At 74.6% G+C, this 23,599-nt stretch carries 17 protein-coding genes; 8 read left to right on the top strand and 9 right to left on the bottom strand.

The window, feature by feature from the left end; all coding sequences use genetic code 11:
• Nucleotides 1–151 precede the first annotated feature (151 nt).
• The 4 genes from LV78_RS24340 to LV78_RS24325 all read right to left on the bottom strand — a co-directional run bounded on the left by LV78_RS24340 (nt 152) and on the right by LV78_RS24325 (nt 6,104).
• Nucleotides 152–1,714 carry a GAF domain-containing protein gene (locus tag LV78_RS24340; RefSeq protein ID WP_253847929.1) on the bottom strand — a complete coding sequence of 521 codons (1,563 nt, stop codon included), beginning with the start codon at nt 1,712–1,714 and terminating at the stop codon, nt 152–154.
• Between the two features lie 168 nt (nt 1,715–1,882).
• Entirely contained in the window at nt 1,883–3,538 is a 1,656-nt protein-coding gene (locus LV78_RS24335) for a vWA domain-containing protein (RefSeq protein WP_253847928.1), read from the bottom strand.
• A 455-nt stretch (nt 3,539–3,993) separates the two neighbouring features.
• Complete coding sequence (locus tag LV78_RS24330; protein WP_253847927.1) at nt 3,994–5,403, bottom strand: HAMP domain-containing sensor histidine kinase; 1,410 nt, start codon at nt 5,401–5,403, stop codon at nt 3,994–3,996.
• Nucleotides 5,403–6,104: a response regulator transcription factor gene (locus LV78_RS24325; protein ID WP_253847926.1), complete on the bottom strand. Its 702-nt coding sequence runs from the start codon at nt 6,102–6,104 to the stop codon at nt 5,403–5,405. The genes LV78_RS24330 and LV78_RS24325 overlap by 1 nt, the downstream gene beginning before the upstream one ends.
• A 153-nt stretch (nt 6,105–6,257) precedes the next feature.
• On the opposite strand from LV78_RS24325, the gene LV78_RS24320 reads away from it, so the two are divergent.
• From LV78_RS24320 to LV78_RS24310, 3 genes are all read left to right on the top strand, one after another.
• On the top strand, nt 6,258–7,601 hold the full coding sequence (locus tag LV78_RS24320) for a ferredoxin reductase family protein (protein WP_253847925.1): 1,344 nt from the start codon (nt 6,258–6,260) through the stop codon (nt 7,599–7,601).
• Between the two features lie 183 nt (nt 7,602–7,784).
• Nucleotides 7,785–8,189, top strand: a complete 405-nt coding sequence (locus tag LV78_RS24315; protein WP_253847924.1) for an FMN-binding protein — start codon at nt 7,785–7,787, stop codon at nt 8,187–8,189.
• A 4-nt stretch (nt 8,190–8,193) separates the two neighbouring features.
• The gene (locus LV78_RS24310) at nt 8,194–8,907 is read left to right on the top strand and encodes an FAD:protein FMN transferase (RefSeq protein WP_253847923.1); all 714 of its coding nucleotides are present in this window, start codon (nt 8,194–8,196) and stop codon (nt 8,905–8,907) included.
• A 688-nt stretch (nt 8,908–9,595) separates the two neighbouring features.
• On the opposite strand, the gene LV78_RS24305 is transcribed toward LV78_RS24310, so the two are convergent.
• The gene (locus LV78_RS24305; RefSeq protein WP_253847922.1) at nt 9,596–10,633 is read right to left on the bottom strand and encodes an ADP-ribosylglycohydrolase family protein; all 1,038 of its coding nucleotides are present in this window, start codon (nt 10,631–10,633) and stop codon (nt 9,596–9,598) included.
• Between the two features lie 171 nt (nt 10,634–10,804).
• Here LV78_RS24305 and LV78_RS40995 point away from each other — a divergent pair, with 171 nt between their 5' ends.
• Complete coding sequence (locus LV78_RS40995; protein WP_301307224.1) at nt 10,805–13,786, top strand: AfsR/SARP family transcriptional regulator; 2,982 nt, start codon at nt 10,805–10,807, stop codon at nt 13,784–13,786.
• Between the two features lie 194 nt (nt 13,787–13,980).
• Here LV78_RS40995 and LV78_RS24290 read toward each other — a convergent pair whose 3' ends face one another.
• A complete protein-coding gene (locus LV78_RS24290) occupies nt 13,981–14,757 on the bottom strand; it encodes an SGNH/GDSL hydrolase family protein (protein WP_253847921.1) in 777 nt (258 codons plus the stop codon).
• A gap of 196 nt (nt 14,758–14,953) precedes the next feature.
• Between LV78_RS24290 and LV78_RS24285 the strand changes: the two genes are divergently transcribed.
• Both LV78_RS24285 and LV78_RS24280 read left to right on the top strand, forming a co-directional pair.
• Nucleotides 14,954–15,307: a hypothetical protein gene (locus LV78_RS24285; protein ID WP_253847920.1), complete on the top strand. Its 354-nt coding sequence runs from the start codon at nt 14,954–14,956 to the stop codon at nt 15,305–15,307.
• A gap of 171 nt (nt 15,308–15,478) precedes the next feature.
• On the top strand, nt 15,479–16,186 hold the full coding sequence (locus LV78_RS24280) for a DUF3159 domain-containing protein (protein ID WP_253847919.1): 708 nt from the start codon (nt 15,479–15,481) through the stop codon (nt 16,184–16,186).
• Nucleotides 16,187–16,241: 55 nt separating this feature from the next.
• Here the strand turns inward: LV78_RS24280 and LV78_RS24275 are convergent, their stop codons facing one another.
• Nucleotides 16,242–17,234 (bottom strand): LLM class flavin-dependent oxidoreductase, encoded by a 993-nt coding sequence (locus LV78_RS24275; RefSeq protein WP_253847918.1) that lies wholly within the window; start codon nt 17,232–17,234, stop codon nt 16,242–16,244.
• Between the two features lie 116 nt (nt 17,235–17,350).
• Here LV78_RS24275 and LV78_RS24270 point away from each other — a divergent pair, with 116 nt between their 5' ends.
• Nucleotides 17,351–18,232 (top strand): LysR substrate-binding domain-containing protein, encoded by an 882-nt coding sequence (locus LV78_RS24270; protein ID WP_308208743.1) that lies wholly within the window; start codon nt 17,351–17,353, stop codon nt 18,230–18,232.
• 113 nt (nt 18,233–18,345) lie between these two features.
• Here the strand turns inward: LV78_RS24270 and LV78_RS24265 are convergent, their stop codons facing one another.
• Both LV78_RS24265 and LV78_RS24260 read right to left on the bottom strand, forming a co-directional pair.
• Nucleotides 18,346–19,287: an N-acetylglucosamine kinase gene (locus tag LV78_RS24265; RefSeq protein WP_253847917.1), complete on the bottom strand. Its 942-nt coding sequence runs from the start codon at nt 19,285–19,287 to the stop codon at nt 18,346–18,348.
• The gene (locus LV78_RS24260) at nt 19,284–22,607 is read right to left on the bottom strand and encodes a S8 family peptidase (protein WP_301307223.1); all 3,324 of its coding nucleotides are present in this window, start codon (nt 22,605–22,607) and stop codon (nt 19,284–19,286) included. Before LV78_RS24260 ends, LV78_RS24265 begins: the two co-directional genes overlap by 4 nt.
• 120 nt (nt 22,608–22,727) lie before the next feature.
• Here LV78_RS24260 and LV78_RS24255 point away from each other — a divergent pair, with 120 nt between their 5' ends.
• Entirely contained in the window at nt 22,728–23,582 is an 855-nt protein-coding gene (locus LV78_RS24255) for a fumarylacetoacetate hydrolase family protein (RefSeq protein WP_253847916.1), read from the top strand.
• The last annotated feature ends 17 nt before the right edge of the window (nt 23,583–23,599 follow it).

Below are 23,599 nucleotides of genomic sequence, written 5' to 3'. Positions count from 1 at the left end.
TTGCCCATGGTGCTCCCTCTGCGGTGTGGTGGTTGCCCGGTCGGGTGACCAGGTCTTGCGCCCCCGAACGACCGCGCGCCACGCCTCCTGAGGGGAATCCGGGAGGACGTGGCGCGGGTCGCACGACCGGGCGAGCAGAGGTCGCGGGCGGTCAGGCCCCGACGATGTCGCGGGTGACGGCGGCCTGCTCGGTCAGCACGCCGCCGATCATCGTCTGGGTCTCGTTGATCCGGTCGACGATGTGCTCGATCGCGGCCAGCGAGGTCACCACGCTGCTCGCGTCGGACTGGATGGCGCTGATCAGCCTGGCCACGTCCTCGGTCGCGCGGGCGGTGCCCTGGGCCAGGTCCTTGACCTCGTTGGCGACCACGGCGAAGCCCTTGCCCGCGTCACCGGCCCGAGCGGCCTCGATCGTGGCGTTCAGCGCCAGCAGGTTGGTCTGCTCGGCGATGCTGTTGATGACCTTGACGACGTCGCCGACCTCGTTGCTGGACTGCGCCAGCCTGCCGACGGCCTGGTTCGCGTCGGTGGTCAGCGTCGCCGCCTCGGCCGCGACCCCGGTCGCCTGCACGACGTTGCGCTCGACCTCCTCGATCGAGGTCACCAGCTCCGCGCCCGCCGAGCTGATCCTGGTCGTCTCCCTGATCCGCTCCAGCGACTGCGACACCAGGAACGCCGTGTTGCGCAGCGCGTCCGCCCGGCTCGGGGTCAGCTCGATCTCCTCCAGGGAGAAGAAGTCCATCGTGCCCACGACCGCGCCGTGCACGGTCAGCGGCAGGCACACCCCGGACTTCACGCCCACCCGCCGCGCGGCGGGCGCCCGCACGCAGTCGGTCATCTCCGCCAGGTCCGGGACGAACAGCATCTCGCGGGACTTCCAGGCCCGACCGGCCAGCCCGACGCCCTGCCGGAACGAGGCCTCGCGGGTGATCTTGCGGAACTCCGCGCCCGCGTCCCCGGACTCGGTCACGAACCGCAGCTCCTGCCCGGTCGGGTCCACCGCCCAGAACGAGCCGTAGGCCCAGCCGAACTCGCTGCGCACGGTGTCCAGCGCCTGCCGGGTCGCCTCCTCCTCGGAGGCGGCCGTGCCGAGGCCGCGCAGCACCGCGTTCACCGCCTGGATGTCCAGCGCCGACGCGGCCTGGTGCTCGACGTCGACCACCCGCTCCATGGCCTGGGCGACCAGCAGCCCGATGCTGCGCAGCGCCTCCAGGCGCTGCTTGGACGGGTTCAGCTCCTCCAGCGAGAAGAAGTCCATGGTGCCGACCACCTGGCCGCCCTCGGTCAGCGGGAAGCAGATGCCGGACCTCACGCCGACCTTCTGCGCGACGGGGGCGCGCACGCAGTCCCGCAGCGTGCCCAGGTCGCCGACGAACACCAGGTCGCGGCTGCGCCAGGCCCGCCCGGACAGGCCGACGCCCTCGGCGAACGAGGCCTCGCGGGTGACCGCGCGGAACTCCTCGCCCGCGTCGCCGGACTCGACCGCGAACCGCAGCGCCTTGCCCGTCCCGTCCACCTGCCAGTAGGAGCCGTAGACCCAGCCGAACCGCTCCCTGACCACGTCCAAGGCGGCCTTGGCGGCGGCCTTCGAGGACTTGACCCCGTCGAGCGCCCTGACCACGGCGGTCACCGCGGCGGTGTCCTTCTCCGCCTCGGCCAAGGCCGCCAGGGCCTGCGCGAGTTCCGCTCTGACTCGGTTGCTGGTGAACGGCACGGCTCTGCTCCGCTCTCTCGCCGGACTCTGTTTGCCGGTCTCGATCGGGGGAACGCCAGTGGCCGGGTCGAGCTGAGGACTAACTGAACCTTTCCTGAGCGGACCGGGCGACCCCTCAGGTCCGAGGCCGCCCGGCCGTTCACACCGCCCGCTCGGGCACGCGCGCGCCTACTCCTTCTCCACCAGCACCTGGTAGGCGACGCCGCCCAGCTCCTCGTCGCCGAGGCGCTGCACCACGTGCAGCAGGTACTCGCCGCCCGGCTCGCCGCCCTGGAACTCCAGGCCCGCCGTGAACCGCTCGCCCGGCCGCACCGCGATCCCGGTCAGCGCCGCCTCCTTCGGGTCGAGCACCTGCACGGCCGTCTCGCCGACCCGCTCGATCCCGCGCGCCTGACCGCCCGAGTCCTGCCACCGCTGGAACAGCTCCCGGCCCAGGTCCACCACGACCTTGCCGGTCCCCACGAACGGCTTGCCGGGGCTGGTGAACAGCAGGTCCGTCCTGATCTCCTTCTCCACCGCGTTGCCCAGGGTGAACGACGTGCGGCCCGGCACGGTCGGGCGCACCCGCACGGTGTCCACGTTCCGCCACGCGATGTTGTTGTTGTTCTTCGCGTTCAGCGCGGTGTTGGCGCCCTCGGCGTAGGTCATCGGGTCGTTCGCGGACACCCAGCGCGCCAGCAGGCAGAAGTGGCCGGGGCCGGGCACGTTCGTCCACGGCACCTTCACCACGGTCGTGCCCGCCGGGACGGTCGCGGCCTGCTGGCCGATGAACGTCCAGTCGCCGCCGGTCGCGTCGTTCCACACCGTCGACCCGCTCGGGTTCACCCAGTACAGCTTCAGCGTGCCCGCGCCCGTGCCCGACCCGTACGGGCCCGGGTTGTTCAGCCGCACGTGGATCCAGCTCGTGGAGCCCACGGGCGGCTGGTAGGTCGTGGCGCAGTCCGCGGTGGTCGGGCAGACCTTGATGTCCGGGCTCGCCCACACCGAGCCGTTCGGGTTGACCTCCACCCCGTTGTCGGTGGTCTGGTCGCGCATGAACACGTCGGTGCGGCGGCAGTCCGACAGCGCCCTGCGGATCGCGTCGGCGGTGCCGCTGCCGTCCGCCTGGGCCTGCACGTAGACGCCGCCGGTGGTGGTGGCGTAGTTCTGCATGATCGGCGCGATGGTCGGGGTCATCGCCGACGAGGTGGGCACGTAGACCGCCGACAGCTTGATCCCCGCCGCGAGCGCGCTGCTGGCCACGGCGGTGGCGCTGGCCTGGTCGGCGGCCGTGAAGGCGTCGTCGAAGCCGCCGGGGCGGGCGTCGGTCACCAGCACCACGAACTTGCGCGCGTTCGAGCGCCACGGGCCGGTGAAGTCGACGTTCTGCGGGATGCCCGCCGCCGGGCGCAGCGACACGGCGGTCCGCAGCGCCTCGTCGGAGGCCTCCGGCTCGCCACCGCCACCGGTCGCGGCCAGCACGTTCGTCACGTAGCTCGTCACGGTCCCCGCGTTGCTCGCCGCGAGACCGGTGACCACCTTGATCGAGTCCTTGAACGTGACCAGGCCGAACCGGTAGTCGCCGCCGGACGACGACACCACGTCGCCGACGAGCGCGTTGATGCTGGTCTTGATGTTGTTCAGCGCCCCGCCCATGCTGCCGGTGTCGTCGAGCGCGAACACCACGTCCATCGGCCCGCAGCGGGAGGCGGCGGGCGCGGCGGCGGCGGCCACCTGCTCCGCCCGCTCGGTCGTGGGGGCCGCGTGCGCCACCGCGTGCGGCGCGGCGGCCAGCGCGGCGGCGGCCAGCGCCACCGCCGCCGTGGTTCTCCGGGGAACAGCCATCTTCCGGACCTCCCTCGTCACACCCCCGGCTGCTGCGCCGGAGGTCTGCGGACCGCGCCGGGACCTCGGTGTCCCGGCACGCCGGACGGAGGTGCGGGGGAATGCCGGAAATACGACCCGATACGGGCACGTCGGGTTTCGGAAGAAAACTCGCGCGGGCGATCCTATGACCTTTCTAGGGGGCACGAGTTCGCCCGCCGGGATGAATCGGCGAGGCGGTTCCAGACGGCGAAGGGATGGGGACCACACCTGGTCGGGGGAGTGGCGGGCCATCCCGCCCACGAACTGCGGCCTGGCGGCGCAACCGGCGGAAAACCGTCACCGCGCTTCGGGAAACCGCACCGCCGGGACCGTTCCCGAGGTTGGTCGGCGGGCGCGCGGGGAACCGCATTGATCGGGTTTCCGGGCCCGCGCGCGCCCGAGCGCGGCAGGTTCACCGGAAAGGTGGTTGTCGCTCAGCGCGGCAGCGTGATCGTGAACGTCGTCGAGCCAGGACGGCTCTCCAGCTCCAGCGTCCCCCGGTGCGCCTCCACCAGCGACCGCGCCACCGCGAGCCCCAACCCGCTGCCGCCCCGGTCGCGGGTGCGCGAGTGGTCCACCCGGTAGAACCGGTCGAAGATCCGCTGCTGGTCGCGCGCCGGGATGCCCGGCCCCGCGTCGCGCACCCGCACCACCGCGTCGCCGCCCACCACGTCCACCGACACCGACACCGCCGTGCCCAGCGGCGTGTGCACCGCCGCGTTGGTCAGCAGGTTGTCCAGCACCTGCCGCAGCCGCACCGCGTCGAACCGCATCGGCACGCTCGGGTGCGCGGCGGTGAGCGCCACCGGGCGACCCGGCCGCGCCGCCCGGAACGCGTCCACCGCCTGCCCGACCAGCTCCACCAGGTCGCCGTTCTCCGGCCGCACCGGCGGCTCGGCCTCCGCCGAGTCCAGCCGCGCCAGCAGCAGCAGCTCCTCCAGCAGCACGCTCATCCGCGCCGCCTCGGCCCGCAGCTTCTCCAGGTGCGCCTCGCGCTCCTCCGGCGCGTTGGCCGCCGCGTACCGGAACAGGTCCGCGTACCCCCGGATCGAGGTCAGCGGCGTGCGCAGCTCGTGCGAGGCGTCCGCGATGAACCGGCGCAGCCGCTGCTCGGCGACCGTCCGCGCGGCCAGCGAGCTGTCGATGTGCTCCAGCATCGTGTTGAACGCCGTCCGCAGCTCGGCCACCTCGACCCCGCCGTACGAGCCCTCCGACCGCACCGGCAGCCGCGCCGAGTCGGTCAGGTCGTGCGAGGTGATGTCGTGCGCGGTGCGCGCCATCTCGCTCAGCGGCTGCAACCCGCGCCGCAGCACCGCCCGCCCGACCACCACCAGCGCCACCAGCGCCAGCGCGAACAGCGCCACCAGCACCATGGTCAGCTGCTGCACGGTCGTGGTCAGGTCGTCCATGGGCGCCGCGCTCACCAGCACGGTCCCGTCGCCCGCAGGGCAGCCGCGCACCCGGTAGGTCCCCTCGCCCTCCAGGTGGACCGTGGTGAACACCGGCTGGTCCCCGGTGACCATCGTGGCCACCTTCGCCATCGGCCGGTCGTCCAGCGGCAGCTTGTGCGAGGGCAGCGGCCGGGGCTCGCCGTCCCGCACCTCGTACACCGCGTAGTACCAGCCGTACACCGGCCCGAGGACGTCCCCGTTGTCGCGGAAGTCCTTCTCCTGCGCGATCTGGGTGGACTTCATCTGCGCGTCGAGCTTGCGCGCCAGGTAGTCCTCCATGGAGGTCACCACCAGCGCCCCGACCAGCCCGAACACCGCCAGCGCCAGCGCGCCCAGGCCCAGCGCGAGCCGGGTGCCCAGCCGCATCCGCCGACCGGTGACCAGATCGCGCATCAGCTCAGCGCCCGGCGCAGCACGTAGCCCACCCCGCGCACGGTGTGGATCAGCGGCTCGTCGCCCTCCCCGTCCAGCTTGCGCCGCAGGTGCGACACCACCAGTTCCACCACGTTCGAGCGACCGCCGAAGTCGTACTCCCACACGTGGTCCAGGATCTGCGCCTTGGTCAGCACCGTGGGGGAGCGGCGCATCAGGTAGCGCAGCAGCTCGTACTCGGTCGGCGTCAGCGTCACCAGCCGGTCGCCGCGCCGCACGTCGCGGGTGTCCTCGTCCAGCGCCAGGTCGGCCACCTTCAGCACGGAGCGCTTCCACGACGGCCCGGTGCTGCGCCGCAGCACCGCGCGCAGCCGCGCCATCAGCTCCTCCACCGAGAACGGCTTCACCAGGTAGTCGTCACCGCCCCTGGTGAGACCGGCGACCCGGTCCGCCGTGCCGTCGCGCGCGGTCAGGAACACCACGGGCACCATCGCGCCCTCGCCCCGCAGCCGGTCCAGCACGGTGAACCCGTCCACGTCGGGCAGCATCAGGTCCAGCACCACGATGTCTGGCTGGAAGTCCAGCGCGGCCTTGATCGCGGCCTCGCCGCTGCCCGCCGTGACGGCCTGCCAGCCCTCGTAGCGCGCGACCGTGGCCACCAGGTCGGCGATGTGCGGCTCGTCGTCGACGACGAGCAGACGAACCGGTGAACCGTTCTCCACGCCTACATCCTGCGCCAGGCGGCGTCCGTCGCGGCGCCGGATCGGACGCCGACAGCGAATCGACAGACTCGGACAGCGAATCGACAGGTCCGGAACAGGACCCCCACAGCTTCGCGGCCCAAGCTTGCGGCAGTCCCCACCCGAGGAGCCCCCGTGACAACCCTCCAGGCCCAGGCGCCTGCGGTGCGCCCGAGAGCGGTGGCGCGCACCGGCCTCCACGCCGTGCTCGGCGTGAACGCCGCCGTGGTCGCGGTCCTGTTCGCCCAGGCCGGACTCGGCTCCAACGCGCTGATCCTGCTCGGCAGGCTCACCGGCCTGTACGCGGCGCTGGTGCTGGCGTTCCAGCTGCTCCTGGTGGCCAGGCTGCCGTGGTTCGACCGGCGGCTCGGCATGGACCGGCTCACCGCCTGGCACCGCGTCACCGGCATCTCGCTGGTGTGGCTGCTGGTGGCCCACGTGGTGTTCATCACCACCGGCTACGCGCAGCTCGCGTCGCTGCCGCCGCTGGACGAGCTGGTGCACCTGGCCACCACGGTCGAGGGCGTGCTGCGCGCCGTGGTCGCCGTCGTGCTGATCCTGGTCGTCGGCGGCGCGTCGGCCCGCTTCGCCCGGCGCAGGCTCGCCTACGAGACCTGGCACTTCATCCACCTGTACGCGTACCTGGCCGTGGTGCTGGCGTTCTCGCACCAGGTCGCCGCGGGCACCACCTTCACCTCGTCGCCGCTGGCCACCGCGTACTGGTGGGGCCTGTGGGGCGCGGCGCTGGCGGCGGTCCTGGTCGGCCGGGTCGGCCTGCCGCTGTGGCGCAACCTGAGGCACCGGCTGCGCGTGGCGGCCGTCGTGCCCGAGTCGGAGGACGTGGTCTCGATCCACATCACCGGCCGAGACCTGGACAAGCTGCCCGCCAGGGCGGGCCAGTTCTTCCTGTGGCGCTTCCTGGAGCGCGGGCGCTGGTGGCAGGCCAACCCGTTCTCCCTGTCCGCCGCCCCCGACGGCCGCTCGCTGCGGCTGACCGCGAAGGCGCTCGGCGCGGGCAGCGCGTCGCTGCGGTCGCTGGCGCCGGGGACGCGGGTGTTCGCCGAGGGCCCGTACGGCGCGTTCACCGCGCTGCACCGGACCAGGCCGAACGCGCTGCTGATCGCGGGCGGTGTCGGGGTGACGCCGGTGCGGGCGCTGCTGGAGGAGATCAGCGGGCACGCGGTGGTGGTGTACCGGGTCAGCGAGCGGCGCGACGCCGTGCTGCTGGACGAGCTGCGCGACCTGGCGCGGGCCAAGGGCGCGGTGCTGCACGTGGTGACCGGCACGACCGCCGACCACGCCCCCGACGCCCGTCCGCTGGGCGCGCGGGCGCTGGGCGCGGCGGTGCCGGACGTGCGGGAGCGGGACGTGTTCGTGTGCGGCCCGAGCCGGATGACCGAGGCCGTGCTGGAGTCCTTGGCGGAACTGGGCGTACCCGCGAACCAGGTCCACTCCGAGCGCTTCACCCTGGCGAGGTGAGCTGGGACATTTCTAGGTGCGGAGGCCTGCCTGCGCAGGGGAAAGGCGCCCCTGCGCAGGCACCGCCTGTGACATTTCTAGGAGCGGAGGCCTGCCTGCGCAGGGGAAAGGCGCCCCTGCGCAGGCACCGCTCCACTCCACAAATCTGCAAATCTGCCTTGTGCTGCTGATGGGGGAGAAGTCGTGAAGAGAGCTGTCCCGGTCCTGCTGCTGACCATCGCGGGCCTGGTCCCGCTGTGGCGCTACGAGCCGCAGGCGGAGACGACCACCGTCGCCGCCGCCACCGAGGCCCCGCCCGACTCCGCCGACTCCGGTGGCTCCACCGCGACCGGCCGGGTGGTGGCCGGGCAGGTGCAGGAGACCAGGTACGGCCAGGTCCAGGTGCAGCTCACCTACGAGGGCGACCGGATCACCGCCGTGACCATGCTCAAGCAGCCGAGCAGCGCCCCGACCCGCCAGGCCGTGCCGGTGCTGGTGGAGGAGACCCTGGAGGCGCAGAGCGCGGAGGTCGACTCGGTCTCCGGCGCGACCACGACCAGCGCCGCCTACGTGCGGTCGTTGCAGTCGGCGATCGACTCGGCGGAGTGAGCCGGTGCGCCACGTCGAGCACGTCATGGGCTTCCCGATCTCGGTCAACGCGCCGGACGGCGCCGGGCACGGGGCCGCGATCGCGGACGCGTTCGAGTGGCTGCACGAGGTCGACGCCCGCTTCAGCCCGTTCAAGCCGGACAGCGAGGTGAGCAGGCTGGGCAGGGGCGAGCACGTCGACCCCTCGCCCGACCTGGCGCACGTCCTGGCGGTGTCGGACTGGTACCGGGAGGCCACCGGGGGAGCCTTCGCGGCCCACCGCGCGGGCGTCCTGGACCCGTGCGCGGTGGTGAAGGGCTGGGCCGTCCAACGCGCGGCGGACCTGCTCCGAGCCGCAGGCGTCACCCGCTTCGTCCTGAACGCGGGCGGCGACGTCGCGACGGAGGGCGGCCCGTGGCGCGTGGGCGTCCGCCACCCCGACCACCCGGACCGCTTCTGCGCGGTCCTGGAGGTCGACGGCCTGTCGGTGGCCACGTCCGCGCGCTACGAGCGCGGCGACCACATCGTCGACGCCAGAACGGGAGAACCGGTGACCTCCCTCCTGAGCCTCACCGTGGTGGCCCGCTCCCTGGAGGTGGCCGACGCGACCGCGACGGCGGCCTTCGCCCTGGGCAGGGAGGGCGTGGCGTGGGCGGCGTCCCAACCGGGCTGCGAGGTCCACGCGGTGGACGCGGACCGCAAGGTCCACAGAACCCCCGGCCTACCGCTGGCACCGTGACCTGTTGATCCACACGGGACGGTCGGGATTCCCCGGAACCACGTGACCGAACCGAAGACCTCTGCTACGGTTCCGCGCACGGGGTTTCCCCGCTCCACGCAGGTCAGCCGAGGTGCTGCGCTCGGGGCGTCGCCCAGGCGACCAGCGGGAGAGCCGACCTCGGTCGCACGCTTTTCGGGAACGCGCGGCCGAGGACGGCTTCTCACCAGAACACCGGCACAGTCACGGGGAATTCCCCCACGCCCCCCATGGCACCCACGGCCGGGTGTCCCCGGTCGCGGCAAAACCCACCGCACTCGCAGGCCAAACGCACAGCAAGATCACCGCACTCGCGAACTGCGGGCCAAACGCACTCGCGGGCTGCGGGGCGAGCGCAGCGAGCCCACGCAGCCCCCAATCCCGCGTCCCTCGTCTCCGTTTGGCCTGGCGAAGCCCGAGCGCAGGTGTCAAGACGCCGCCGCACTGAGCGGCAGACTGCCTGGTCAAACGGCGTCTTGACGCCTGTGCTTGCCTGAAAGGAGGCCAAACGGAGACGAGGGACCCCAACCACCGCAGCAGTTCGCCTTAAACCGGACCACAAGACCAACAGCCACCAGCCGGCAGAGCCCTTCCCCCTCGTTTTTGGAGGCCTGCCCCGCCGGCGAGGCGAGCTCTTCAGCTCTTCGCCCTTGTCTCTTCGCCCAACCCATCACCGGTACAACGACTCGTCGAACTCCAACCCCGCCACCGAACACCCCAGGTCAGCCCCGATCGCAGCCAGCACGTCCACCAGCTCCAACCCCGCCAGCCAGTCCCGAGGCAACCCGGCGGTCCCGTGCAACGCCCCCAGGATGTTCCCCGTCAACGAAGCCGTGGCGTCACTCCCCCCGGAGTGGTTCACCGCAGCCCGCAACGCGTCCACGAACTGCGACCGCTTCGGGTACACCAGCACCACGTGCACCGCGATCGCCAGCGCCTCCGGCCCGGTCCACCCGCTCCCCAACCGGTCCACCCGCACCGGCCCGCCGCTCGCCCGCTGCTCCTCCGCGTACACCACCGCCCGGTTCAGCGCGTTCGCCGTGTACGGGTCATCCCGCAGCACCCGCCCGATCACCTGGTCCACCGCCTCACGCAGCGGCCGTCCGCGCACCGCCAGCAGGTGGATCAGCAGCGCGAACGCCCCGCCCGACACCCACCCGCCGGTCCCGCCGTGCGTCAGCGCCGCGAACCGGCACCCCAGGTCGTACGCGATGTCCGGGTGCGGCGCGAAGCCCGCCGGGGCCGTCCTGGTCACCCCGTTGCACCCGGACGACTCGTTGATCGGCGCCTCCGGCGTCGGCGGGACGTCGGCGGCCAGCGCGCGCAGGCACGTCAGGCCCGGCGACCGGCTCGCGTACAGCCGCCCCTGCGCCAGCAGACCGGCCGCCCCCTCGTCGGGCCCGGCGAACTGCTGGGTCACCAGCCACCTGCGGTAGCTGTTCCACACCTCGTCGACCGGCTCCCACTCGCCGGTGCTCTTCCCGCGCACCCACGCCCGCAGGTACCCGTCCGCGCTGAACAGCGTCAGCTGCGTGTCATCGGTCACCAGCGCAGGCCACGGGGGCTCCTGCACCCCGTCCGGCCCGTGGTCCCGCTGGATGTCCGGCAGGCCCAGGTACTGCACGGGCGCGCCGAGCGCGTCGCCGAGCGCGCCGCCCAGCAGGCACGCCGCGCCACGGTCCACCACCGCCATCGGCTCGCGCGGCACTCGCCCCCCTGCACTGCGGCGCATCCGGGGGCCAAACCCCAACCGCCGTTCGGTCGTCCGGTCATCGCACCACAGAAGTTGTCCGAACAAACACTACTCGCAGGTATCCACCGGGAGATGTGGCGCACCTGAACGTGTGACCGGTTGACGAAGCACGGCGGGGGGAGGGACATGGGTGACCGGAGCAGGTGCGGTCTCGAGTTCGGCGTCCTCGGTCCGCTCAGGGTGGTCGCGGACGGCGGGCCCATCGCGATCGGGCGCCGGGGGGTGCGGGCGCTGCTGGCCGTCCTGGTGCTGGAGGCCAACCGGGTGGTGCCGATCGACGAGCTCGTCGACCGCCTGTGGGGCGAGGAGCCGCCCGCGACGGCCAGGACCATCGTCCACGGCTACGTCTCGCGGCTGCGCAAGGTCCTGGACGCGGCGGACCCGGCGGGCTCCGCGCGCATCCTCACCACCCCGCCCGGCTACCAGCTGGCCGTCGACCCGTGGCGCCTGGACCACCACCGCGCCCGCAGGCTGATCTCCTCGGCGCGCGGCAAGCCCGCCACGACCAGGGCGCCGCTGCTGCGCGACGCGCTGCGGCTGTGGCGCGGCCCGGTGCTGGCCGACGTGCCCAACGCCCCCGGCAGCGACCTGGCCGAGCTGCGCCTGGTCGCCCTGGAGGAGCGGGCCGCCGCCGAGCTGGAGCTGGGCCACCACCTGGAGGTCGTCGGGGAGCTGCGCCAGCTGGTCGCCGAGCACCCGTTCCGCGAGCGCCTGGTCGCCCAGGCCGTCCTCGCCCTCTACCGCTCCGGCCGCCGCGCCGAGGCGCTCGACGTCTGCCAGCGCTTCCACCGCAGGCTCGTGGACGAGCTGGGCATCGACCCCGGCCCCGACCTGCGCGCCCTGCACGAGCTGGTGCTCCGCGACGACCCGGTCCTGCTGCCCGCGGGCGCTCCCGGCGCGCCCGGCTTCCCGCCGCGACCCGGCGTGGTGGTGCCCGCCCAGCTGCCCGCCGCCGCCAGCGGCTTCGTCGGCCGCGACGACGAGCTGGCCTGGCTCGACCTGCTCTGCGACACCCGCGACCGGGACGCCACCACGACCGCCGTCCTGGACGGACCGCCCGGCATCGGCAAGAGCGAGCTGGCCGTCGCCTGGGGCCACCGCAGGGCCGCCCAGTTCCCCGACGGCCTGCTGTTCGCCCAGCTCGGCGGGCACGCCGACGACGGGCGCGCGCGGGTCGGACCGGGCGAGGTGCTGGGCAGGTTCCTGCTCGCGCTGGGCGTGCCCGCCGACGCGGTGCCCCGCGAGACCGCCGACCGGGTCGGCCTCTACCGCTCCGTGCTGGCGGGCCGCCGCGTCCTGGTCGTGCTGGACGACGCCCGCGACGCCGAGCACGTCCGCCTGCTCCTACCACCCGGCTCCGGCTCGCTCGCCCTGGTCACCAGCAGGCTGCGCCTGGGCGCGCTGGTGGTCAGCGCGGGCGCCCGCGTGCTCACCCTCGGCCCGCTCGCCGAGGACGAGTCGGCCAGGCTGGTCGACGAGGCCGTCGGCAAGCCGCTGTCCGAGCAGGAGCCCGACGCGGTCCGCGACCTGGCCCGGCTGTGCGACAACCTGCCGCTGGCGCTGCGGATCGCCGCCGCCAAGCTCGTCTCCAGCCCGGAGTGGACGGTCGCGTCGCTGGTGGGCGCGCTCTCCGACGACAGCACCCGCCTGCGCGCCCTCGACCTCGCCGACCCCACCTCCGACACCACCTCCGGCTCCGGTCCTGCCCTCAGCTCCGTTCCTGGCCCCAATCCCGGCCCCGCCCTCGACTCCGGCCCCGCCCCCACCTCCGGTTCCACCCCCGTACCCACCGCCCCCACCACCTTCACCACCCCCACCACCCCCACCACCGACACCACACCCGGTGGCATCGGCGTGGCCCGCGCGCTCGCCCTGTCCTACCGGGAGCTCCCCGCAGAGCTGGCCGAGGTCTTCCGCGCCGCGGGCTTCGTCCCCGGCCCCAGGGTCACCGCCCAGGCCGTCGCCGCGCTCTGCCGCACCGACGCGGGCACGGCGGGCCGCCGCCTCGCCGAGCTGGCCGACGCGCACCTGCTCGTCGAGCGCGGTCGCGGCGACTACGCCCTGCACGACCTGGTCCGCCTCTACGCCCGCGAACTGCTGGCCGGAACGGCCCCCGAGCGCACCACCGCCGCGCTCGGCAGGCTCCTCGACCACTACCTCGCCGCCTGCGACCGCGCCCGAAGGCTGCTCCGCCCGGCGACCGACAACCTCGACCCCGGCCAGTCCGACCACCGCACCGCCCGACCCGCCACGTCCGGCCAGGCGCTGCTGTGGTTCGACAAGGAGTGGCCGACCATCGTCGCCCTGGTCAGGGCGGGCGCCGAGCACGGCCTGCACCGCCGGGTGTGGCAGCTGGTCCGGCTCGTGCACACCCGCTGCGCGGTCCGCGCCCGTGACGACGGCTGGGCCGAGCTGGCCGCGATCGGGCTCGCCTCCGCCCGCGCCGCAGGGGACCCGCGCGGCGAGGTGCTGGTGCTGCACGCCGCGCACACCGTGGCGCTGCGCGCCGGTCCCGCCCCTGGGGCGCTCGCCGACGCCAGGCTGGCGCACCGGATCGCCGAGCGGCTCGGCGAACCCCGCTACCTGGTGCCCGCGCTGGGCCAGCTCGCTTCCGCGCTGCTCGCGGACGGGCAGGGCGAGGCGGCGATCGCGCGCTACCGCGAGGCCGTCGAGGCGGCCCGCCGCGACGGCGACGTGCTCGGCGAGGCGCACGTGCTGAACAACCTCGCCCAGGCCGAGCAGGCGGTGGGGCGCAGGGAGACCGCGGCGCGCCACCAGTTCCAGGCCGCCGAGATCTTCCACCGCACCGGCGACCAGCGCGGCCACGCCATCGCGGTCAACAACCTCGCCGAGCTGTACGCGGAGCTGGACCTGCTGGCCGAGGCCGAGGAGAGCGCCAGGCAGGGCGTGCAGCTCGCGACCGGCGGGACCATGCGGTACGAGGAGGCGTTCGGCCGCCAGGTGCTCGGCTCGGTGCTGGCCAGGCGCGGCGGGACGGCGGCGGCGCGGGCCGAGCTGGTGGAGTCGCTGCGGCTGTTCGAGCGGCTCGGCTCGGACCGGGCGGCGCAGGTCCGGGCCGCGCTGGAAGGCCTCGGCGGGGAGTTTTAGCGGCTGTTTAGCCCGCTGTCCGCCGAACGTGGCAGGTTGAGCGGCGTGCGCGGGCCCCGCCCGCGCCTCGGGTGGTTCTTGGGGGGCTCAAGCACCCAGGGGGGAAAGCCACCCGGACCCGGTCGGGCCGGCGTTCGGGGGAGAGCGCCGGCCGGGCCGGGTCGCCTTCTCCGACGACCCGGCCCGGACCGGGCTCAGTTGTTCTCGCCGCTGCTGATCGGCAGCAGCTCCGGCCGCTTCGGCACGACGCCGTCACCGAGCGACGCGCCCCGCAGGTGCCTGGTGATGAACGGGACCACGTGCTCCCGCGCCCACTTCAGGTCCTGCCTGCGCTGGGTCACCCAGTCGTCCTCGGCGACCACCGGCCACGGCGTGCGCCACTGCTCCTCCTGCTCGTGGCCCAGCAGCTCGGCCACCCGCAGCGCCACCCGCTGGTGCCCCTCGGGCGCCAGGTGCAGCCGGTCGGGACCCCACGCCCTGATGTCGTGCAGCACGGTCATCGACCACAGGTCGACGACCTTGCAGTCGTACCGCTCGGCCACCGACCACAGGTGCGAGTTGTAGATCGCGACCTTGCCCCGCAGCGAGCGCAGCACCGGGGCGTGCCTCGGGTCGAAGCCCGTGAAGATCACGACCTCCGCGCCCGTCGCCCGCAGCTCGGCCACCGCGATCTCGTACACCTCGGCCACCGCGTCCGGGTCCGCTCCTGGCATGAGCAGGTCGTTCCCGCCCGCGCAGAACGTCACCAGGCTCGGCTTGAGCGCCACCGCGACCGGGACCTGCTCCTCCACGATGGCCTGGAGCAACCTGCCCCGGATCGCCAGGTTGGCGTACCTGAACCCCCGCTGGCGCGAGGAGATCATGGCCGCCAACCGGTCGGCCCACCCGAGATACCCGCCGTGGGGTGCTGGATCGTCCAGGCCTTCGGTGAAGCTGTCCCCCACCGCGACGTAGCTGTCCAACTCCTGCACAGCTCCTCCCTCCTGCGCGACACCCCCGCACCGCGCGGACAAGGATGCTCCCGCACTTCGGATTCGCGCCACCTCCGGGTCCCGCGAGGCGGGACGCGCGTATCACTCGATGGTGGGACACGGTGTCGGCAATGGGCGTTTCGCCGGTTCCCCGCACGTAGCCTTGCCGACCGTGCCCCGACTTCCCCTCCCCGCGGTGACGTTCGCGCTGATCGCCGCGCTCACCGGCATCACCACGGCCGTCCTGCTCGACGACGGTCCGCCCAAACCCGCTGAGGGGCAGCGGATCGAGCCGAGCCGCACGTCGACGACCCCGGCGGGTGACGGCCCGCCGATGGACCACGGCGGGGGCTTCGAGTCGACCGGCGCCGTCCCGAGCACGGTGACCGAGACGTCGAAGGTGGTCGTCACCAAGGTGCCGCAGGTGACGTCCACCACGACGACGAGTGCGACGGAGATCACGACTTCCACGACCACCACGACGAGCCCCTCCGAACCCGACCGGCGACTGACCGTGACCATCGGATCGCGCGAGCTGACCATCGGTTAGCGGTCCGGTTGATCCCCTTTGGTCTCCTTTGACCCACTTCGTCCCGGTTTCCGCTGGTGACCGCAGAGGGGCGGGCCGCGTCCGGGCGCGCGGGACCGGGTGGCGCACCGACGCACGACCGTTACCGGGGTGCGTGGTCGCGGTAAGGCTGCCCTCATGCACCCTGGGAGCATGACCGACACTCGTCAGGAGTCGCTGGCCGAACTGCTCGGCGGTCGCAGCGGGGCACTCGACGCGTCGCTGCCGCCCGCGGTGTTCGTGCTCGGCTGGCTGCTCGGCGGGCACTCCATCGGCGCGGGCGCGCTCGCGGCGGTGCTCTGCGGCGTGGTGATCGGCGCCTACCGGCTCGCGCGGGGCGGCAAGCCCAGGGCGGTCGTGGTGAGCCTGACCCTGGTGGTGATCGCGGCGTACGTGGCGCTGCGGACCGGCCGGGCCGAGGACTTCTTCCTGCTGCGCATCCTGCTCAACGTCGGCAGCGCCCTCGCGTGGGCGGCGAGCATCGTGCTGCGCTGGCCGCTGCTGGGCGTGGTGGTCGGGCTGGTCACCGGGCAGAAGTTCAAGTGGCGCCAGGACCCGGACCTGATGCGCGCCTACCGGCACGCGAGCTGGTTGTGGGTGGGGCAGTACCTGCTGCGCGTGGTGGTGTTCGGCGGGCTGTGGCTGGCCGGTCAGGTGGTCGCGCTGGCGGTCGCGCAGGTCGCGCTGAGCTGGCCGCTGCAGGTGGTGTGCGTGGTGGCGAGCTGGTGGGTGATCCGGAGGTCGTTGCCCGCCGACCACCCCGGCCTGCGGCACCCGCGCGTGCCGGGGGAGTCCGCGCCCGTCGAGAACCCCGCCGCCGCAACGGGTTCCGCCCCCGAGAAGCCCGAGCGGGTCGACTAGGGCCCGTCCCGCCCGGAGGCGGGCAGCACGGGCCCCGCGCGCGGATCCCCCGTCGCTAGGCGGTTTCCGCGCGCACCGCCGGGACCACCTCGGTGAGGAACAGCTCCAGGCTGCGGTTGGTCATCGCCACCGGCATCCCGCCCACGTCGAACTGGCCGACGTACCGGTCCACCCCGAGCACCTCCCGGTGCCGCAGGATCTTGTCCACCACCTCCTGCGGGCTGCCCACCAGCAGCCCCGCGCGCAGCCACTCGTCGTAGACGCCCCTGGGCATCCCGTCCTTCATGCGCGGGTGCAGCGAGAAGTAGTCCGAGTAGTACGGGTAGAACTCGTCCTTCGCGCCCTGCGAGGTCCGGCCGACGAACATGTGCCCGCCGCTGGCGAGCTTGAGCGACGCCGGGTCGTGCCCGGCCTGCTCGCCCGCCCGCCGGTACAGCTCGGCCGTGCCGCGCGAGGTCTCCGGGCCGGTGAAGAACGCCAGGAACATCGGCGTGCCCAGCACCCCGGCCCGGATCGCCGACTGCGGCGTGCCGCCCACCCCGATCCACACCGGCAGCTCGGGCTGCAGCGGCCTCGGCACGACGTCGACGCCGTTGACCACCGGCAGCTCCCGCGAGCGGGTCAGCTCCAGCAGCGCCCTGACCTTGGTGTCGAACAGCGCGTCGTAGTCGCGCAGGTCGTGCCCGAACAGCGGGAACGACTCGGTGAACGCCCCGCGCCCCACGATGACCTCCGCGCGCCCGCCGGACAGCTGGTCCAGCGTCGCGAACTGCTGGAACACCCGGACCGGGTCCTGGGTGGACAGCACGGTCACGCCGGAGGCGAGCCGGATCGACGAGGTGACCCCGGCCAGCGCGGCGAGCACGATCTCCGGCGCGGAGACGGTGAACTCGCGCCGGTGGTGCTCGCCGATCGCGACGACGTCCAGCCCGGCCTCGTCGGCGGTCCTGACCTGGTCGACCAGGTCGGCGAGCCGCCGCGCGACGTCGGTGGGCTCCCCGCCCGAGCGGGGGGCGAGGTCGCCGAACGAGTAGATGCCGAGTTCCATCGGGGTTCCTTCCACGAGTGCCTTCACCCCGTCCAACCCGGTGCCCCGGACGCCCCATCTCAGCTCCGCCGCACCTGGTGGAGTTGTCCTCCATCTCTCCGGGAGATAATCGCGGGGTGGAACTGCGGCACCTGAAGCACTTCGTCGCGCTGGCCGAGGAGTCCAGCTTCACGAGGGCGGCCGAGCGCGAGCGGATCGTGCAGTCCGGCCTGTCCTCGTCGATCCGGTCCCTGGAGCGCGACGTCGGCTCCGAGCTGTTCGTCCGGGGCTCCAGGCCGGTCCGCCTGACCACGGCGGGCCGGGCGCTGCTCCCCGGCGCGCGGCGCACCCTGCAGGAGTCCGAGCGGGCCAAGCAGCTCGTCCGGGACGTGCGGGGCCTGGTCGCGGGCCCGTTCACCATCGGCACGCTCCCGCTGCACAACCGGGACGTGTCGTGCCGCTTCGTGAACTGGCTGGCCTCGTTCGCGACCGCCCACCCCGGCCTGGACATCTCGGTGCGGCAGCCGGGCCGCGACCGCGCGCTGACGCTGGTCGCCGAGGGCGGCCTGGACTGCGCGGTCGTCACCGGAGCGCCCGCCCGCCTGCCCGGACTGCGCGCCACCCGCCTGTCCACCCAGCCGGTGGTCGCGCTGCTCGCGTCGGGCCACCCGCTGGCGGGCCGGGACGGGCTGGCGCTGGCGGACCTCGCGGGGGAGCGGTTCGTGGACACCTACCCCGGCCACGAGAGCCGGGACCTGGTGGACCTGGCGTTCGCCGAGCGCGGGCTGACCAGGCGGATCAGCTGCGAGGTGGTCGACCTGCCGATGGTGTTCAACCTGACCAGGGCGGGGCTGGGCGTGGCGCTGGTGCCCGCGCGGACCGACCTGCCCGCCGAGGGCGTCGTGGCGGTGCCGCTGCGCGAGGAGGGCCTGGTGCACACCGTGGACCTGGTGCTGCCGAAGGACCCGGCGACGTCACCGGCGGCGGCGGCGTTCGCGGCGCACGTGGCGGCGGGGTAGGGCCGGGGCGCGTTTCGCGCGGACCTGGCGCGGGCGGGACGGGGCCGGCCGCGTCGACCTGCCCGCCGCGCTCACCTCCGGACGCTCACCCGAGCGCCCGCACCCGCCCACCCTCACCCCAGCGCCCGGTCCCGCCACCCGTCCTCGGCCCCGCTCTCCAGCGCGGCCAGCCACGCCGCGCCCACCGCGGCCTCCCGCACCACCACGACCTCGCCGTCCGTGCGCACCGCCAGCTCCGCCCGCAGCCGCTCCCCGAGCACCGGCGCGTCCACCAGGCTGCCCACCAGCACCACCGGTGCCACCTCGTCCGCCGTGCGCGCCGCCGCCGCCAGGTCGGCCAGCACCCGCGCGCACTCGCCCACGATCCGCGCCGCCACGACCTCGCCGGGAGCCCCGGCCGCCTCGGTCACCAGCGGCGCGTACCCGGCCAGCGCCACGGGCGGCCCCGCGTTCGCCGCCGTGATCAGCCGCGCCCACGCGCCCGGCCCCTCGCCGACCCCGGCCCGCTCCAGCACTGCGCGCGCCAGCCCGTCCAGCTCGCCCGCCTCCAGCGCCCGCAGCGCCGCCCGCACCGCCTCCCGGCCCAGCCAGAACGCCGACCCCTCGTCGCCGAGCAGCCACCCGTGCCCGCCGACCGTGCCGACCACCCGCCGCCCGCGCACCCGCGCCGCGATCGAGCCCGTCCCGCCCACCAGCACCGTGCCGTCCGGCGCGGCGGTCCCCGCGGCGAACGCGGCCTCGCAGTCGGTCACCACCCGCATCGGGCAGCGCAGCCCCGCGCCCGCCCAGGCGGCCAGGAACAGCGCCTCCACCTCGGGGTCGGTCAGCTTGCTCGACCCGGCCATCCCGAGCACCCCGGCCCGCACCGCGCCCGCGTCCACCCCGGACAGCGCGCCCTCCAGCGCCAGCCGCAGGTTCGCGGCGGCCGTCCCGGACCCCACCGAGTTCGGGTTCGACCCGCCCGCGCGCCCGGCGCCCAGCCGGGTCCCGTCGGCGCCGAAGAGCAGCGCCCTGGTGGACGTGCCGCCCCCGTCAACGCCGACCACGAAGCTCATTCCCCGGAGTAAACCACCACTCCCGCGCGGGAACCGCCGCCGTTGTGGTGGTGCAGCACCAGCACCTCACCGGCCCCGCGCACCGGCACGAGCAGCCCGTCCCGCGCGGTCGACCCGACCGGGAGCGCCACCCGCGAGGCGGCCGGGTCGAAGTCGAACCAGCCGTCGAAGCGGTCCACCACCCCGTCCTCGGTCCCGGCGGGCAGCGCCCACCCGCGCGTGCGCACCCGGTACCGCAGCGGCCCGCCGCCGAGCCCGGCCCCGAGCGAGTCCCCAGCCGAGTCCCCCGCCAGATCCCCTGGCGAGCCTCCAGCCGAATCCCCGCCCGTGCCCCCAGGGGCGATCCCGAGCGCCTCCAGTGACACCGGCAGCGCCCCCACGTCGGTGTCCATCACCGCGCTGTCCACCTCCCCGTGCCACCCGTTGACCGGCCGCTCGTCCACCACCTCGTCGTCCGACACCCGCGTGGTCCGCGCCAGCCACAGGTCCGCGACGACCTTCCCGCTGCCGTCGACCGGCCGCGCCACCTGCACCCGGTAGTCCTCCGCCCCGTCCCGGTCCACGTCAACGCCCACCACCGGCGTCGGCCCGCCCGCCCCCAGCCCGGTCCACGTCCCCCACGTCGCGACCCCGAACGACACCACCCCGTCCGCCGCCGACGCGCCCGCGTACCGCAGGTCGCCGCCCCGCGCCGAGCCCACCGCCAGGCACCCGGTCAGCAGCTCCGCCCCGCACGGCGCCAGCTCGGGACTGCGCCCGTGCAGCTCGAACGCGCTCACCAGCGACCGGTACGCCTCCGCCCCCTCGCCCTGGTCCAGCCCGCGCCCGACCAGCTCCACCCCGCCCGCCGCCGCCCGCGCGGACAGCGCCGACACCGGCCGGGGCGCCGCGTAGACCGGCAGCACCGCGTCGTGCGCGCCCGCCCGGAACACCACCCGCCCGGACACCTCGGCCAGGAACTGCCGCGCGTGCCCGCGCTGCTCCACCTCCAGCGTCGGATCGCCGACCTTGCGCAGCGCCGCCGGGTCCACCCGCAGCCGCACCGACACCCGAGCCGAACCCCCGGCGGGCACCCGCGCGGTCCTGGGCAGCACCTCCACCTCCGCGCCAGGCACCTCGGTGGCGGGCCGGTAGGCGGCCACCGCCGCCAGGTCGTCCCCGGTCTTGTTGACCAGCTCCACGCTCCTGGTCAGCTCCACCGGTCCACCCGCCTCCACCGGCCCGAACGACACCCCGACCGAACCGGGGTCCCCCGGCACGAGCGCGAGCAGCCCGGTCCGCACCGCCGCCCGCGCGTCCACCCGGCCCGCGCCCACCCGCGTCGTCCCCTCGACCAGCCCGGTTCTCCGGTCGTCCCCGGACACCACCGGCGCGGACGCGGTGTTCACCAGCGCCGCCTTGACCTCCTCGACGGTCCAGTCCGGGTGCGCCTGCCGCACCAGCGCGGCCAGCCCGGCGACGTGCGGCGCGGCCATCGACGTCCCGCCCTTGCTGACCCCCTCGTCCCCGCTGCCCACCAGCGCGGACACGATCGTGTCGCCAGGTGCGGCCAGGTCCGGCTTCGCCCCGCCCGCCGCCCGCGACCCGCGCGCCGACGACGGCGTCACGGTGTCGGCCAGCTCCTCGACCACGGTCGGCGCGGCGTCGCGCAGCGCCCCGGCCAGGCGCAGCCGCAGCGACCCGTCCGCGAGCAGCGGGCGCACCCGCTCGGTGGCCGGTCCGGTGAGCTGGAACATCGGGATGTCCGCGTTGCCCGCGATCCCCGCGCCGAACGCGGTCCGCCCGGACGTGAGCACCGCGCCCGCCGCACCGGCGTCCCGCGCGTGGTCCGCCCGCACCGCCGACCCGCACTCGCGCGTCGAGTCCGAGTCGTCCCACTCCAGCCACACCAGCCGCCCGGACAGGTCCTGGTCGATCGGCGCGCACCCGTCCGCGTTGCCCGCGTCCGCGACCGGCGCGACGGGCAGTTCGACGTCCAGGTCGGCGTACCCGGCGAACTCCCTGCCGTACTGGCCGGGCAGCACCTCCTCGCCCGACGCGTCCGCAGCCCCGTCCCCGCCGGTCCCGCTCCCGCCAGCCTCGTCCCCGCCGTCCTCGCCGTCCCCGCCCGCCGCGCCGGGCAGCCCGACCCCGTCCAGCAGCACCGACGCGTCCCGCGTGTTCGCCACGGTCACCGCCTCCGGCGTGCTCCCCGGCGACCCGCCCGAGTCGTACAGGTCGCCCGCGTTGCCCGCCGACGCCACCACGACCACCCCGTGCCGCACGAGCTTGCGCACGAACGCCGAGTCCGGGTCGTCCACCGCGCCGAAGTCGCTGCCCAGCGACAGGTTCACCACGTCCAGGTGGTCGGAGGGGTCGCCGTCGCCGTCCGGGTCCAGCGCCCAGTCCAGCGCCTGCGACACCACGTTCGTCGACCCCGAGCAGCCGAACACCTTCAGCGCGTACACCTGCGCGGCGGGCGCGGTGCCCGGTCCGATCCGCATGGCCGCGAGGTCGTCGTCGGACAGCCCGGAGTGCGCCCCGGTGAAGGTGGACCCGTCCGCGCCCACCCCGTACCCGGCGGCCGTGCCCGCGACGTGCGTGCCGTGGCCCTGGCAGTCGATCGGGTTCGGGTCGGGGGAGGGCTCGCCGTGCTCGGGGTCGCTCGCGTCGTAGTCGTCGCCCGCGAAGTCGTACCCGCCCACCACCTTCGCGCCCGGCTCCCACGGCCCGGCCCGGTCCACGCCGTCGTAGCCGCCCGCGCCGCCGAAGTCGGCGTGCGTGTAGTCGACGCCGGTGTCGACCACCCCGATCCGCAGCCCCTCGCCGCGCAGGCCCTCCCCGTGCACGGCCCCGGCGCCGTGGCCGGGGACGCCGTGGCCGGGGACGCTCGGCCCCACCGCCCGCCAGACGTCCGCCGCGCCGGTCAGCCGCACCGCGCCCGCGTTGTCCACCCGCTTGGGCACCGCCTGCCGCACCGACCTGACCTGCGGCATCCCCGCCACCCAGCGCAGCACGGCCGGTTCGGCGGTGAGCACCACCCCCGGCACCGCGTTCACCGTCACCCCGACCCGCGCGGCCCCCCGGTCGACCGAGCGCACCGCGTCCACCACGGCGTCGGCGTTGTTCCCGGTGCGCTCCCGAGCCGCCCGCGCCGCCTCGCGCGGGTCGCTGCGCGCGGTCGTCGCGGCGTCCACGGCGGGCACCCCGACCAGCTCGACGAACGCGGTCACCCGGTGCGGCCGGGGCCGCTCGGGCGCGGCGTGGGCGGGTGGGGCGAGCGGCGCGGCGAGCGCGGCGGCCAGCAGTGCCGCCGACGCGGCCCGGCGGTGTGCTCTCATCGTGCGGACCCTTCGGGAAAGCGGACAGTCATCGGACCAATCGGGGCGCGCGCACTGGACTCCCGCCCCGGCGGGCGGGTAGACACCCGAGGTGTCGTCGCTCACCGAGGAGGGACTTCCGTGCAGCTGCTGCGCCTGGGGGAACCGGGTTCCGAACGTCCCGCCGTCCGCGCGGACGACGGGACCGTGCACGACCTGAGCGGGCTCACCGCCGACGTGGACGGCGCTTTCCTGGAGTCCGGCGGCATCGCCAGGGCCAGGGCCGCGCTCGCCGAGGGCGCCCTGCCGCGCCTGGCCGTCCAGGGCGTCCGGATCGGCCCGCCGGTCGCGGGCATCGGCAAGATCGTGTGCATCGGCCTCAACTACCGGGACCACGCCGACGAGACCGGCCAGCAGCCGCCCGCCGAGCCGGTGGTGTTCCTGAAGGCCCCGGACACCGTCGTCGGCCCGGACGACGAGGTGCTCGTGCCGCGCCGGTCGGTCAAGACCGACTGGGAGGTCGAGCTGGGCGTGGTGATCGGCCGCACCGCCCGGTACCTGGACAGCGCCGAGGAGGCGATGGCGTGCGTCGCCGGGTACGCGATCTCGCACGACGTGTCCGAGCGCGAGTTCCAGATGGAGCGCGGCGGGCAGTGGGACAAGGGCAAGAACTGCGAGACGTTCAACCCCCTCGGCCCCTTCCTGGTGCCCGCCGACGAGGTGCCCGACCCGCAGGACCTCGGGCTGCGGCTGCGGGTCAACGGCCTCCTCCGCCAGGACTCCTCCACGCGGCGCATGATCTTCCCGGTGGCCGAGCTGGTCCGCTACCTGAGCTGGTTCGTCGTCCTCCGACCGGGTGACCTGATCAACACCGGCACCCCGGCGGGCGTCGCCCTCGGCCAGCCGGAGCCGAAGCCGTACCTGCGCGCGGGCGACGTGGTCGAGCTGGAGATCGACGGCCTCGGCGCGCAGCGGCAGCGGATCGGGCAGGCGTGACGCCCGCGCCGGAACCG

Origin of the sequence: Actinosynnema pretiosum (genome assembly GCF_024171695.1) — a bacterium.
GTDB lineage: Bacteria > Actinomycetota > Actinomycetes > Mycobacteriales > Pseudonocardiaceae > Actinosynnema > Actinosynnema pretiosum.
This window is presented reverse-complemented; position numbering and strand designations above follow the sequence as displayed.